We start from the raw sequence: 13,217 nt of genomic DNA on the forward strand, positions 1-13,217 counted from the left end.
TCAGTTATATTTTAAAAAATGCATTAACTTTTCAATGCTGGAAAAATGATAGTCCTGATTTTTGTAGGTTAGTTTTAAAGAGAAAGGATCGCGATAAACGATGATAGAAGCGCTGTCCATATCATTCAAAGGATGGGATTTTCTGATGGCCAGCTTTATCCATGGGATGATGTGGGCGGGACCGGTTATTTCGGGATAAGTCAAAGGAATATTCAATTCCATTTTACCGGTTAAGGGGTTGACGTGCCATTTGTTGTCGGAAACCAGAAGGTTGACTTTGCCCTCTATCATAAGACCTTCTGGACTGCCGGTGACCAGAGAATGTTCCTTGGTCATCAGCCACAGACGATCGGCGGTCTCCACGGCAATCTCCAAGTCATGGGTGACGACCAGGATGGCTTTGGAATTTTCATGAGCAAGTTCTCTGAGCAGGGTCATGATTTCAAACCGGTTGACCAGGTCCAAGTGAGCAGTGGGCTCATCCAAAACCAATACTTCTCCGTCTTGGGCCAGGGCCCTCGCTATCATGGTTTTTTGTAACTGTCCATCACTGAGTTCGTTTAGTTTTCTGTTTTCTATCTCTTTGGTTTTTGTAGAAACGAGAGCCTTTTCTACCGCTTGAAGGTCTTCTTCAGCGAGCTTTCCCCACCACCCGGTATGGGGTATTCTGCCCAGACAAACCAGGTCATATACGGTCATATTCCCTGTTTGTACTTTATCGGTCAGCACCACGGCGATTTGTTTCGCCAGATGCTCGGCAGCGTAATCCGCTATATTTTTTTTATTCAGCGTAAGTTTTCCGCGGATGGGTGGATTGCTGCCCAAGATGGCTTTAAGCAATGTGGACTTCCCTACGCCGTTGGGTCCCATAAGGCAGGTGAGCTGTCCCGGATACAGGTCAAATGCCAGATTCCTGGCTACAGGAAACAGAACGTTACCTTTTAGGTAGCCTAGTTCCAGATCGTTAGCTTGGAGGATGGGATGCTGCTTTGACATATAAATTTTCTTTTTGTCAGACCCAAAGGGCCTGTATGGTTGCATTGACTTAAAACTAACCCCCCTTCTGCCTTTATACGCCAGCTATTAAACCGGGATCAGAATTCTTTGCTGAGGTTTCTGCTAAGAATCAACCAGATAACCAAGGGAGCTCCGATCAAAGTGGTGACGGCATTGATGGGGAGGGTCTGAGCAGATCCGGGCAACTGACTGACGCTGTCACAAAGCAATAATACAATGGCACCGATCAGGGCGGATCCCGGAAAAAGCACCTTATGGTTGCTGGTCCTGAACAACATCTTCCCTATATGAGGTACCGCAACGCCGATGAAGGCAATGGGCCCGCAAAATGCGGTGACACTTCCTGCCAAGATGCCGGTACTGATGATCATAGCCCACCTTAAACGGAACAAATTGATCCCCATACTTTTGGCGTAATTTTCTCCCAGCAACATGGCGTTGTAGGATTTAATCCAAATGATAACAGGCAGCAAGCCTGCAACGACTGAAATGGCCAGCACATTGAGTTGCTCCCAGCCGGTTCCCCCCAGGCTTCCCAAAGACCATATGGTATAAAGTTTAAGTTCGTCAGCTTCACTGAAATATGCAAGGACCGCAACCATGGCAGAAGCGGCACTGCCAAACATCAACCCCAGGATAAGCAGGGTCATGCTGTCTTTTACTCTCCAGGCCGTGACACTCATCAGAAGCAACACAGATATGGCGCCGATACTTGCTGCCAACGTAATGGGCCACCCCCCAAAATTCCCCTTCCAAAATACCCAGCCGAAGGCAGAGCCTGCCATGGAAAGCAAAGCGACTCCCAGGCCTGCTCCGGAACTGATGCCCAGTACATAAGGGCCAGCCAGGGGGTTTCTGAAAAAGGTCTGCATTTGTAGCCCACTCACGGCCAAGGCGGTTCCCGCCAACATGGCGGTAAGGGATTTAGGAAACCGGTACTCCATTAAAATGATCTCCCAACTGCTTTTGCTGAATGCTTTCCCCAAAAATCTTCCCGCAATTTCTTCAATAGGGATGCTTACCGATCCTATCCCTAGATTGATCAGCCATAAAAGCAGAAAAACCAGAATACTGATCACAAAATATAAAGTATGTAGTTTTCTAACTTCCATTCAGCAAGGTATAGAAATATAGCGAATGGTTTGGAACCCGTTCGGGATGAAGTATTTTCACCAGATCCAATAAGATGAGATCAGGTCTTACATAGCCTTCCTCAAAATAAAGAATCCCCCCGGTAGCTCCTTTTTTCTGGGTATAGGTATAAACCCTTTTGTTTTTAAAGGCTTGAAACGCGGCGTATCTTTTATCCGTACCCGACATATGGCGGAGAGAAGAATAATCCGCAGCCCCTATCCAAAAATCTGCATCCAGTGCCTTGCTCAGCACATGCTCATAACTCAATTGCACGCTTCCTGTACCTTTTTCCTCCTCAAAGACATATTTTCCGCCGGCTTCTTTTAGGAGAATACTTCCCCAGCTCTCATTGCCTGGGGCGTACCAGATATCTTTGTACATCGTCCCTGAAAGCACGGTAGGTCTCTCGTCGGAAGGTATTTTAGCAGTAAGGTTTTGTGCATCCATATAATTTTTCTCGATTTCGTCGAAAATGGCGGAAGCTTCCGCGAATTTTCCGAGCAAAAGACCGGTAAATTTAATCCATTCAGCCCTACCCAAGGGATGTTGCTCCATATATTCCCCATTGATCAGTACGGGTATCCCGGCTTTTTTGAGGACTTCGAAATGTGTCAGGTCTTCCCCCATTGTGGAAACCATCATCCAATCGGGCTGGAGTTCAACGATTTTTTCCAAATTGGCTTGTGGACCTTTTCCTAAATCCATGATTTTACCGGCATCAATCCTTTCTCTCATGATGTCAGAGGAAATAAGATCCAAATTGGGAAACCCGATGAGACAGTTGCTTTTTCCAAGTAAGTCCAGATGAGGTATATGGGTAGTGGCAGTCAGCACGATGCGTTCAGAAGAACTGTTTACTATGGCATCGGCACCTTCCTGTTTTTCTGAAGGGGAATCATCAAAAATCAGGTACCTGAAAGGAGTATGTTTTTTTTGGAAAGCCTGGCTTACCTCAACGAGATGATATCCCTCCCCCTCGAATATGCGGAAACCTTGTGCGTATCCCAAGGGAACCGGATCCAAATCATGACGAAGCGACTCCCTTTCCCGCATGTTACAGGAAAACAGCAACACCGTCAAGGGGCAAATGATAAACAATATATATAGGCTGAATTTCCCCATCAGAGGTTTGGATTAGGGACCAAAATAAAACATTGCCGGGGCCATTTCCAAAAACTTATTTTGGCTTCCCCGTTTTATCAACGGGAATTTAGGGTTATGTTTGCAGTGAAATATGGTTCCCGATCCTGTACCAGGCTCTCGGGATGAAAAGGGAATCCGGTAGAAAGCCGGAGCTGTCCCCGCAACTGTAACCCTTTCCCCAATTAATATGGGAAAGCAGTTTGTCAAACCTTTGCCATTGTCCCGGAAATATGGGATGAGAAGGCGGGCAAACTCAGGGAAGCCAGGAGACCTGCCACATTTCTTCGTGTTCAAAGCTTTCGGGTGAAAAGCTGGGATGATGTTTCTTCTAATTGATTGGCGGCAGGTTCATCAAAAAAAACCGGATCAGAATCAATGATGAAATTTCACTCATTCAATTGCCGGACAAATGCTTTGGATTAAATAATTAAACGTGTTATTTAATTCTATTAGGCTTTGGTTTGTTTTGTTTTTATTCTAGTGCAGCTGTTTGCCGCTGGCGACAGCCTGAGGCCGATGCTTGGGGACACCTTGGAGCTTCAAGCCGTGGAGGTAGCCGGGCCGAAAAAGTATGCCTATGGCCAAATGGTGAAAACCATCAGCGAGGGACAGATGCAGTCTTTCCAGGGAATGTCTTTGGCCGATGTTTTACAGCAGCGGACAGGGCTTTTCCTCAGACAATACGGTCCCGGAATGCTGGCCTCATTGACGATGAGGGGGACATCGGCAGGGCACAATGCGGTTTTTTGGAACGGTCTCCCGATCAACAGTCCCTCTCTCGGGCAAACGGATTTTTCTATCTTGCCGGTGGGCGGGTTCGATGGTGTGGACATTCACTATGGCAGTGCAGGCGCCTTATACGGTACGGATGCCATTGGTGGATCCGTTCATCTGAACAGCGCCATAGGTTTTGATGAAGGAGACCGGGCAAATGTGTTTTCCCATTTCGGGAGTTTTGGGAAGTGGAACCAATTGCTGGAGTACCGTCGCAGTGGCAGTGAATTTTCCTCAAGAACCAAGGTTTACAGAAATATCGCAAAAAATGATTTTCTTTACAAGGACTGGTCTTCCATCAATACCCCCGTTCGCAGACAGGAACACGCGGGGATTTCCCAATATGGATTGGTCCAGGACTTTGCATTTAAACTTGATGCCAAGCACCAATTAAGTACGTCAGTCTGGTGGAATCATACCGACAGGCAGATCCAGCCTGTAATAGGTTCCCCAACCAAAGACGAGCAGGTAGATGAGAATATCCGTTGGGTGGCCGATCTTCACCGTTTTGACCATAATAAAGTATGGAACTTTAAGGGCGGCTGGATAAAAGACCGCCTGGTTTTTAACCACGCAGAGAATCTTATTCACCAGTACTTTCTAAGCGGGGATCTTGACTGGCAATGGGGACCGGCCTGGGAAAGCAGAACCGGTGTCAGGCTCACACACATTCAAGGAACGCTTTCTGCCTACTCACGGCAGGAGAAGAGAATAGAACTTTATCAGGCTACCAATTTCAAGCCCGGGGAGCAGATTGGCTTTTCTTTCCATCTCCGGCAACTGATGTACGATGGCGAATGGGTCCCTTTGACCCCCAGCACGGGTATGGAGTGGGTTTTTTGGGAGACGCCCAAAGATCGGTTCCAGTTCAGCGCAAACCTTGCCCGGAGTTTTAAAGTCCCGACATTGAATGACCGGTTTTGGGTTCCCGGTGGTAATCCGGATTTGGAGCCGGAAAAAAGCTGGAGCGGGGAATTGGGTCTGGACCACACTTACCAATATGGTCCCGTGAAGGGGAAAAGCCGGGTTTCTTATTTCAGGATGTCGGTGGATAATTGGATCATCTGGCTTCCCGGAGAGGGCTATTGGAGCCCGGTTAATCTCCGCCATGTGGATAATCAAGGCTTAGAGTTTTTTATGGAGGTGAAGCTTACTCTGGGAGATTGGAAAACCGGTCTTGAGGGCAATTACGCCTGGACCCGTGCCATTAACAAAACAGCGGATTCGGAAGATGACAGCAGTATGGGCAAACAGTTGCCTTATACGCCCATGCATAAAGGGCAACTAGGTTTTTGGCTGGAAAAGACAGACTTTTCAATCTTCCTCAATACCCACCGGGTGGGAAAACGTTTTATTGCCACCGATAATCAAGGCAAATTGGAAGCCTACCAATTGTGGGATCAGGGGGTGGCCTATAAGCTGGCATTTTGGAAAAAGATAGAAGGGAAACTGGCTTTTCAGGTAAACAATATCTTCAATAAAGACTACCAGGTACTCCGGCTGCGACCGATGCCGGGGAGAAATTATCAAATCAATCTAAACATAACAATATGAAAAGGATAAATCTTTTGATTTTCTGGATAGGTATTGGCCTATCGTTTTCTTGCAGTACTGATCCGGTAGACGTTCCCAAGGGGGAGTTCGAAAAGGGTGTATTGATTGTCAATGAAGGCGCCTTTGGGGCCAATGACGGTGAAGTTTATCATTATGATCCCCAGACGGGGGAAGTCCAACAGGATATCTTCGAAAAGGTTAACCACAGGCCTTTCGCTGGGCTTATTCAGGATATGGTGGCACATGCCGAAAACTTTTACATAGTAGCCAATACCGGGAAAGTGGAGGTGGTGCGTTCGTCCGATTTCCAAAGTCTGGGTGCTGTTTCAGGCAACGGCCTTGAAAATTGCCGCCATCTTGCTGTGGCAGGCGATAAGCTCTTTATCAGTGACTGGGGACCTTATGATAACGCGTGGGCAAATCCGGACTCCTTCCTGGCAGTGGTAGAGGGTCCCGAAGGAGGGGCCGTAAGCAATAAAATTTCGGTACCAAGCCGCCCGGAGGGCTTATTCGTTGCCAACGGTAAAATCCTGACGGCCTGTAGTGCTGCCGGAGTGTTCGCTGTGATTGACCCTGAAAAGGAAGAATTGGAATCGATCGTACCGGTGGATGGAGCCCCTTTTTCTTTTTTCGAGTACGAAACGGGTATCTATTTATATGCCAGAACCGATGAAGCCATTTATTTCCACCGGATCAATCCTAACGACTTTTCGATACTCAACACGGTGGAAACTGCGTTGACCAATACGATATACAACGGCAATTTTGCCCTTGGGGAAAACGGAGAGGTTTATGTGATCACCTCGGGAGGGACTTCCGACAAGGTCGTCGTAGTTTCCTTGATCAGCGGTGACATAATCAATGAGGCATTTTATTCAGGTGCTGATTTTTATGGTTTGGGATACCATAAAAGTGAAAAAACCTTATACATCGGAGAACACAACGGCTGGCAAGGCAATGGCTCTGTAAAAAAAATAAATGCTGAAGGAGAACTGACGGGCACCATTGCAGCGGGAAGGGGCCCATCAGGGTTTATATTCCGATAACGTCTGTCCATAAAAAACGCAGAAGGATGTCAGAAACAAAAATAGAAGTTTCTCTTAGCTGGTCAGGAGGCAAGGACAGCGCCCTTGCCCTCTGGTACTTACTGCAAAATGCAGATTATCAGGTTGTCGGTTTACACACCGTCTTTGGAGAGGAAACCCGACGGGTGGGGATGCATGGGATTCATGAGGATCTGATCGTAAAACAATCCCATGAGATAGGCCTGCCTCTTGATAAAATTTACCTTCCAGCCAGTGGGGATAATCAGGCCTATGAGAAAGCCATGACCGCTTATCTGGACAGGCTTGCCGGACAAAATATCCGTCATCTGGCCTATGGCGATATTTTCCTGGAGGATTTGAAAAAGTACAGGGAAGAGAAGTTGGCGCAAAAAGGTATGCGGGGGATTTTTCCTTTGTGGGGGAAGGATACAGGAAGGCTCTCTTCAGAATTCTTGGGATTAGGCTTTACTACGGTGATATGTGCCGCTGATGCCGACAAGATTCCACAGGAAAATCTGGGGGCCATCTACGGGCGGAATTTTCTTGGCAGTCTTCCCGCAGACGTGGATCCCTGCGGCGAAAATGGTGAGTTTCATACGTTTTGTTGTGAAGGTCCGATTTTCAAGAATCCCATTGCTGTTGTCTCCAAAGAACCTGTTAGACGAGCTTACACGTTTAAAGACAGTCTGGGGCAGGAGCAGGCAAAATATTTCTGGTTTTCGGAAATCGAGCTAGCTGAAGAGGGCTCAAAACAATAGTCCTATTTTATAGACCACATTGTTGAAGATGATTTTGTCTCTTTGCAGATAGCTCCAATCGTTGGGGTTGCCGGGATCGGGAGAGTCTCCCCAGGGGTCATTGATGGGCGATCCCATGTAGTAATTGGCTATTTGTCTTTTATAGCCTATGCTGAAAGTCCATTGGGTGCTGTTTTTGTTTTTGACCCTGAATCCCACAGCAGGGTGGTACATCAGTCCCCCTTCATACCATTCATGGACATTCCAATCATGCACCGCTTTTTTTTCCAGCATGGTGGAATTATAACCGATATCGATGGCGGTATAAAAGGAGAAACTGTTTTGGGGAGTCAATATCCCCCGCCAGCCCATTCCAAACGGCACAAGGGTTAAGGGATTGTAGTGGTCCAGCCCAATAACAAAGCCCATTTCATGGTGGGAATTGAAATGCACGCCATTAAATGTTTGAAATGAGAAGTTGGCCCTGTTGTTTCCATTTTCCCTTCCCATCAATAGCCCGATTTCTGTATGGTGCACAAAAGGCGACGCCTGGCCCCAACTTACTTGGGGACAGGCCAGCCATAGGAACAGTAGAAAAAGTAATCGTGGGACTTTCATTGTTTTTATCTAAAAGTCACGTTGATGCAGCTTAGTTTTTTGAGTTTTTCCGGATTGGTGTAGTCAAATTGACAGACACCATCGGGACCGATGACAATGAGTGACTTCGGGCCGGGGATGATATCCACGGAACGGAGGTCTTTAAGATGTTCTACCAGGTTGTCGCCAATCGCGAATACATTGGAGACATTGAAACTCTTAAGGCCATGTTTTCCTTCAGCAATGTAGAGATAATCGCCTGCAAGCCCCAGCCCGTGCGGGTTTTCCATCGGGTATTTTTTGAGCAGTACGGGTTGATAGGGATTGATGATGTCCAGCACATGCAGTTCATCGATTCCCATCCTGCAGCCTGTGCCGGATCTCAGCGTGACAAATGCATATTCATCGTTGACGACCACCGGATCACATGCCGTTATGTGCTGATATTCTGCCATTTTTTTAGGATCGGAGGGAGTGGAGGCGTCATAGATGTGCATGCCGGTCATGGAGCCGATAAATAATTTGTCTTTAAAAGGAAAAATCGTTTCAATGCCCCAGCCCAACAAAATTTCGGAAGTGAACTTGGGATCATCCGGTAACTCGACATTAAAGATCCTTAAATGATTATCATCTACTGCATATAGGTGTCCCCCAAGAAGGGTAAATCTTGCCATAGACCCGCCCTGTCCGTAGTTTTGTGACACGGCTCTTGATTCCATTCCGGAGGCATTTGCAAAAAAATCCAGCCTCGTGGCAGGTCTCCCCCAGTGTCCTAAATGCATGTTGGCCTGTGTGGAGGTAATCAACGTGTCTTTATAGACCACGATGGTCCCAGTCTCCTCGTTGGAGTATAGATTGGGGAACACATCTTCTTCCCGCTTGAGCAATTTGATGTCTTTTGGGTTGGTGATATCAAAAGCCAGAAGGTCCACATAATTGTCTGCATACAGCACGTTGGAGTTGATGGCCAGATCCATTGTACCTGGTATATTGATGAAATTGATGTTTTTAGGAGTAGCGGGGTTGGTGTTGTCCAATATATGGATGCCTTTGTCGGGTTCACTGATAAGAAGATAATCGCCATAGATGTAAATTTTTCCCGGATTGTCCAGTGGCTTGCCTGGCTCAATGAGTATGTCTGCTTCCCTAAAGGTATTGACCTCCAAAAATAAGGGAACCTGAGTGCGGTACGTGTAGGTGGTTTCCACTTCATCTTCACAGGAGGTGAAAGAAAGCACCACTAAAACGGGCAGAAACAAAAATGCTGTCCATCTGGAAAGGGGGAGTAATTTTGTTTTCATGGCAACTGGTTTTGCGTTTCAGGTAATTGACTGCGTGTTTAGACTAAGGTTTTATACCCTGACGAAATATTTGGTAAGAATGCTACATGAGGATAAAAAAATAAAGAAATATTTATTTCAAGGGATTTACAGGTCTTCCTCCAATTTTCTCTCCATATGCGCCTCAAAATTTTCAAGCAGGTGAACGAATTTCACCAGAATGGATTCAGTGAGGGCTTCCAGGTAATCGCCGGGATAAAGGGGATTGTATTTGATCCTGAAGATGATCATGTCCAGCCACCCTTGCCCATTATCAATCAGGTCTTCGTTAAAAGCTTCGACCGTGGCATCCCTGGACCCCGAAAACGGGGGTCTTCCTTGCTTTTTGAAATATTCACCAATGGTATTGATGGCAAGGTCGTGAGTAAGTTCAAAACTACGTACCATTTTGGCTTTGAGTTTGTCATTCATGCCGCGGCTCTTGCCTTCTTGTATCAGATCCTTAAGTTCCGCAAGTGATTCCTTGAAATCTCCAAAACATTTTTCGCAGTTGATTTCGGGCTTTGTCATCTTCTATAAGGTTTTGAGGTTGCGTGTTATGTTACAAGGGTATAACCCAATATAGGTATTTAAACAGTTAAAAAATACCTCCCAAACAGGATTATTTTTTTATTCTGTCCGGGTTTTCGGCCAGGAAGGATTTCCAGCCTTCTTTTCTTCCGCTGGACTGTAACCTGCCTTCGTGAAAGTGATGACAGACTGCCACCGCCAACGCATCGGTGGCGTCCAATAATTTGGGGATTTCCTTTAAGGTCAAAAGGGTTTTCAGCATTTCGGCCACCTGCTCCTTGGAGGCGTTGCCGTTTCCTGTGACGGACTGTTTTACCTTTTTTGGAGAGTATTCCGTAATGGGGATTTCCCTGGCCAATGCCGCCGCCATGGCCACTCCCTGAGCCCTTCCCAGTTTCAACATAGACTGTACATTTTGTCCATAAAAGGGAGCTTCCAAAGCCACCGCGTCCGGGCCGAATTCTTCAATAATGTGGCTTACCCTTTCATATATTTTTTTTAGTTTCAGTGCATGGTCGCTGTATTTTTTAAGGTGTATCACGCCATATTGAAGGATTTGGAACATGTTTCCCTTCACCAGGATAAGTCCATATCCCATGATATTGGTGCCGGGGTCAATGCCCAAAATGATTTTTTCTTTTGTGTTTATTTTCGCTTCTTTACCCATTGCCGCAATTTACTATAATTCCTGCTATGCACGGATTGCATTTTATACTTTTGTATTTTTCGTGGGGTCTCCCTCTCTTATACAGCTTTGTATTGGGGTCGTATGTATTGCTTTTATTCCTTCTTGATTACAGGTGGAAACGCTTTAGCCACAGGCCGTCGGGAATCGCCGGGGACAGAAATTTTTCCCTGGTTGTTCCCTTCAGAGATGAACTGGGGCATTTACCCAGGCTTTTGGACGAAATCAGGGAGAAGGCTTTGGAGGGGGAGGTTATCCTGGTGGATGATGAGAGCACAGATGGTTCTTTTGAATGGTGCACAGCTTACATAAACCGTAACAAACTGGCCAAATGGAAATGCATTAAAAGTAGGGGAGAGGGTAAGAAAGCAGCATTGCACACGGGTATTTCATCAAGCAGGGGGGGGATCATTGTGACTACCGACGCAGACGTTGTCTTTCCACCTGAATGGCCCCGCATTTTACTGGCTTCATTTGACAAGGCTTCGGTGAAACTGGTGGCAGGTCCTGTAATTTCTATTGAGGGACGGGGTCTCTTCGGTGCTTTTGAGCAGATTGAATGGGCCAGTATATTATTGGTAACCGGAGCCTCCTTTGACCTTCAAAAGCCCCTGATGTGCAGTGGGGCAAATATGGCCTTCAGAAAAGATGCTTTCTTTGAAGTGGGGGGCTACAAGGGGAATGAACACCACCTTTCAGGAGACGATGAATTTTTGTTAAAAAAAATATATACACGTTACGGGAAAGAAGCGGCTGTTTATCAAAAGGGTGCCGATGCCCTGGTGCGCACTTTCGCGTGGAATGATCCCATGGCCTGGATCAACCAACGTGCCAGATGGGCCAGCAAGTGGCGGTTACACCGGTCTCACAGCCATGCATTTTCAGCAGCCATCTTGTTTTTATACAGTGTTTTTCATCTAGGTACGGCGGTATTGCTTTTTGAAGGCCCCTTTCTCCTCCTGTTCTTTTTATTGTATTGGATCGGAAAGACAGGAGGAGAAAAGCGGGTTCTCGGAAGAATCCTGGCGTATTATGGGATAAAGCAAAAAACAGGAAATTATGTGGCAGCGGGTTTCATTCAGCCCGTCATGGTGATTTTAGCGGGTATTCTGGCAATTTTCGGAAAATTCAAATGGAAAGGCCGAAAAAACAAGTCAAAACATTAATTTTGTTTTTCAATCAATGGTAATGATGATGTCAGACGATGAGTTTGATTTATTGGACGAACTTTATTTCCTTCAATCTTTCCAGTACCTTAAAGAAACCTTGGATTGGGAAGATGAGCGGCTTTTGCGTACCTTGCAAAGACTGCTCGAAAAGGGATGGATAAAATGTTTTCAATCACCGGATAAAGAAGTATTTGGAGCCATTGACCTGAGCGACCAGGGATTGCATCTGTATTACCTGGCCACCAAAGCAGGCCTGTTGAAACATAACACCATTTGAATTAACCCATGTGACATTGACTACCGAAACCGTTAAATATCAGCGAAAAGAGTTAGAGCTTAAGGCCCTCTTGGAAATCACCCAGGCCATAAATGAAAATGAGAACGAGGAGGTCCTGTTGAACATTTTCAAATTTACCTGCTTGGTTCATCTGAATATCAGGTCCTTATTGCTGTACGTTTTTGACGAAAAAAACGGTCATTTCGTACAGAGGATTTCCCACAATGTGAAGGGCAACATACCCCGCGGGATTCCACAGGAAGATGTCAGCGAAAACAGGGCAATTGGGAAATTAAGTCTTAACCTGTCAGCGGAGTTTTCTTTTTCTGAAGTCAACATATATGTACCGGTCTACCATAAGGATAAAATGCTCGCCATTCTGTTACTCAGGACCAAGGACGAAGACAAAGAACTGGACCTGAATTTCACCCAGGCACTGGCCAATATTCTGGTGGTCGCGTTGGAGAATAAAAGATTTGCGCGGAAACAACTGGAGCAGGAAAGGTTAAGAAAAGAGCTTGAGATTGCCAGCAATGTGCAGCGGATGTTGTTTCCCGAGAAGCTTCCCCAAAATGAAAGGTTAAAGGCAAAAGTAACTTATTATCCCCATAGTACCGTGGGAGGGGATTATTATGACCTTATCCAGAAATCTGACGACGAGGTGTTTTTCTGCGTGGCGGATGTTTCGGGAAAGGGCATGCCGGCTTCATTATTGATGTCCAATTTTCAGGCGGCCCTGCGCACCTTACTGAGAAGCAGTTCCGATTTGAAAATGATAGTGGAGCAGCTCAATTTCACGATTTTCGATAATACCAGGGGAGAGCGCTTTATCACTTTTTTTCTTGGGTATTATAATTACAAACAGGAGAAACTTACTTATGTCAATGCCGGTCATAATCCCCCCGTGCTCTGTTGGGAAGGTGAGGGCAAAACCGAATTGCTGGAAGCCGGAACCACCATTCTCGGGGCATTTGAGCACCTTCCTTTTTTAGAACTGGGCGAACGCACGGCCTTAAAGGATTTCACCATTCATCTTTATACAGATGGGCTTACAGAAACTTTTAACATTGAAAATGAAGAGTATGGGGAAGAAAGGTTTGTGGATTTCATTAAAAATGAATCCTGTCCCTCTCCTCAGGTGTTTCACGAGCAATTTTTCGGGAATTTGAAAAACTTCTCCCAAGGTGTCCCCAGAAAGGATGACATTACCCTTCTGAGCCTTAAATTCTGCTAG

The 13,217-nt window shown here is 46.1% G+C and carries 13 protein-coding genes and 1 riboswitch; of the genes, 6 read left to right on the forward strand and 7 right to left on the reverse strand.

Features of this window, described 5'->3' with window-relative positions:
• The 3 genes from ACFPFU_RS15215 to ACFPFU_RS15225 form a co-directional block, all read right to left on the reverse strand.
• Complete coding sequence (locus tag ACFPFU_RS15215) at window positions 1-996, reverse strand: ABC transporter ATP-binding protein (protein WP_377065630.1); 996 nt, start codon at window positions 994-996, stop codon at window positions 1-3.
• Between the two features lie 98 nt (window positions 997-1,094).
• Complete coding sequence (locus ACFPFU_RS15220; RefSeq protein ID WP_377065631.1) at window positions 1,095-2,129, reverse strand: iron chelate uptake ABC transporter family permease subunit; 1,035 nt, start codon at window positions 2,127-2,129, stop codon at window positions 1,095-1,097.
• Window positions 2,119-3,273 (reverse strand): ABC transporter substrate-binding protein, encoded by a 1,155-nt coding sequence (locus tag ACFPFU_RS15225; protein WP_377065632.1) that lies wholly within the window; start codon window positions 3,271-3,273, stop codon window positions 2,119-2,121. Before ACFPFU_RS15225 ends, ACFPFU_RS15220 begins: the two co-directional genes overlap by 11 nt.
• Before the next feature lie 96 nt (window positions 3,274-3,369).
• Window positions 3,370-3,587: riboswitch (cobalamin riboswitch) on the forward strand.
• Between the two features lie 163 nt (window positions 3,588-3,750).
• Here ACFPFU_RS15225 and ACFPFU_RS15230 point away from each other — a divergent pair.
• The 3 genes from ACFPFU_RS15230 to ACFPFU_RS15240 are packed head-to-tail and all read left to right on the forward strand — an operon-like array spanning window position 3,751 to window position 7,426.
• Window positions 3,751-5,622 carry a TonB-dependent receptor gene (locus ACFPFU_RS15230; protein WP_377065633.1) on the forward strand — a complete coding sequence of 624 codons (1,872 nt, stop codon included), beginning with the start codon at window positions 3,751-3,753 and terminating at the stop codon, window positions 5,620-5,622.
• Complete coding sequence (locus ACFPFU_RS15235) at window positions 5,619-6,668, forward strand: YncE family protein (protein ID WP_377065634.1); 1,050 nt, start codon at window positions 5,619-5,621, stop codon at window positions 6,666-6,668. The genes ACFPFU_RS15230 and ACFPFU_RS15235 overlap by 4 nt, the downstream gene beginning before the upstream one ends.
• Window positions 6,669-6,694: 26 nt before the next feature.
• Complete coding sequence (locus tag ACFPFU_RS15240; RefSeq protein ID WP_377065635.1) at window positions 6,695-7,426, forward strand: Dph6-related ATP pyrophosphatase; 732 nt, start codon at window positions 6,695-6,697, stop codon at window positions 7,424-7,426.
• Here ACFPFU_RS15240 and ACFPFU_RS15245 read toward each other — a convergent pair.
• The 4 genes from ACFPFU_RS15245 to ruvC all read right to left on the reverse strand — a co-directional run bounded on the left by ACFPFU_RS15245 (window position 7,415) and on the right by ruvC (window position 10,519).
• Complete coding sequence (locus ACFPFU_RS15245) at window positions 7,415-8,023, reverse strand: hypothetical protein (RefSeq protein WP_377065636.1); 609 nt, start codon at window positions 8,021-8,023, stop codon at window positions 7,415-7,417. The two genes, ACFPFU_RS15240 and ACFPFU_RS15245, sit on opposite strands and share 12 nt — an antisense overlap.
• Window positions 8,024-8,028: 5 nt before the next feature.
• On the reverse strand, window positions 8,029-9,303 hold the full coding sequence (locus ACFPFU_RS15250) for an LVIVD repeat-containing protein (protein WP_377065637.1): 1,275 nt from the start codon (window positions 9,301-9,303) through the stop codon (window positions 8,029-8,031).
• A 126-nt stretch (window positions 9,304-9,429) separates the two neighbouring features.
• Window positions 9,430-9,852, reverse strand: coding sequence for a nucleotidyltransferase substrate binding protein (locus ACFPFU_RS15255; protein WP_377065638.1), 423 nt, complete (start codon window positions 9,850-9,852; stop codon window positions 9,430-9,432).
• 91 nt (window positions 9,853-9,943) lie between these two features.
• Entirely contained in the window at window positions 9,944-10,519 is a 576-nt protein-coding gene (ruvC, locus tag ACFPFU_RS15260) for a crossover junction endodeoxyribonuclease RuvC (protein ID WP_377065639.1), read from the reverse strand.
• 92 nt (window positions 10,520-10,611) lie between these two features.
• Between ruvC and ACFPFU_RS15265 the strand changes: the two genes are divergently transcribed.
• The 3 genes from ACFPFU_RS15265 to ACFPFU_RS15275 are packed head-to-tail and all read left to right on the forward strand — an operon-like array spanning window position 10,612 to window position 13,217.
• Window positions 10,612-11,703, forward strand: a complete 1,092-nt coding sequence (locus ACFPFU_RS15265; RefSeq protein ID WP_377065640.1) for a glycosyltransferase — start codon at window positions 10,612-10,614, stop codon at window positions 11,701-11,703.
• 22 nt (window positions 11,704-11,725) lie between these two features.
• Window positions 11,726-11,983: a hypothetical protein gene (locus ACFPFU_RS15270; protein ID WP_377065641.1), complete on the forward strand. Its 258-nt coding sequence runs from the start codon at window positions 11,726-11,728 to the stop codon at window positions 11,981-11,983.
• 16 nt (window positions 11,984-11,999) lie between these two features.
• The gene (locus tag ACFPFU_RS15275; RefSeq protein WP_377065642.1) at window positions 12,000-13,217 is read left to right on the forward strand and encodes a GAF domain-containing SpoIIE family protein phosphatase; all 1,218 of its coding nucleotides are present in this window, start codon (window positions 12,000-12,002) and stop codon (window positions 13,215-13,217) included.

This window comes from Negadavirga shengliensis (assembly GCF_042652345.1).
Taxonomy (GTDB): Bacteria; Bacteroidota; Bacteroidia; order Cytophagales; family Cyclobacteriaceae; genus Negadavirga; species Negadavirga shengliensis.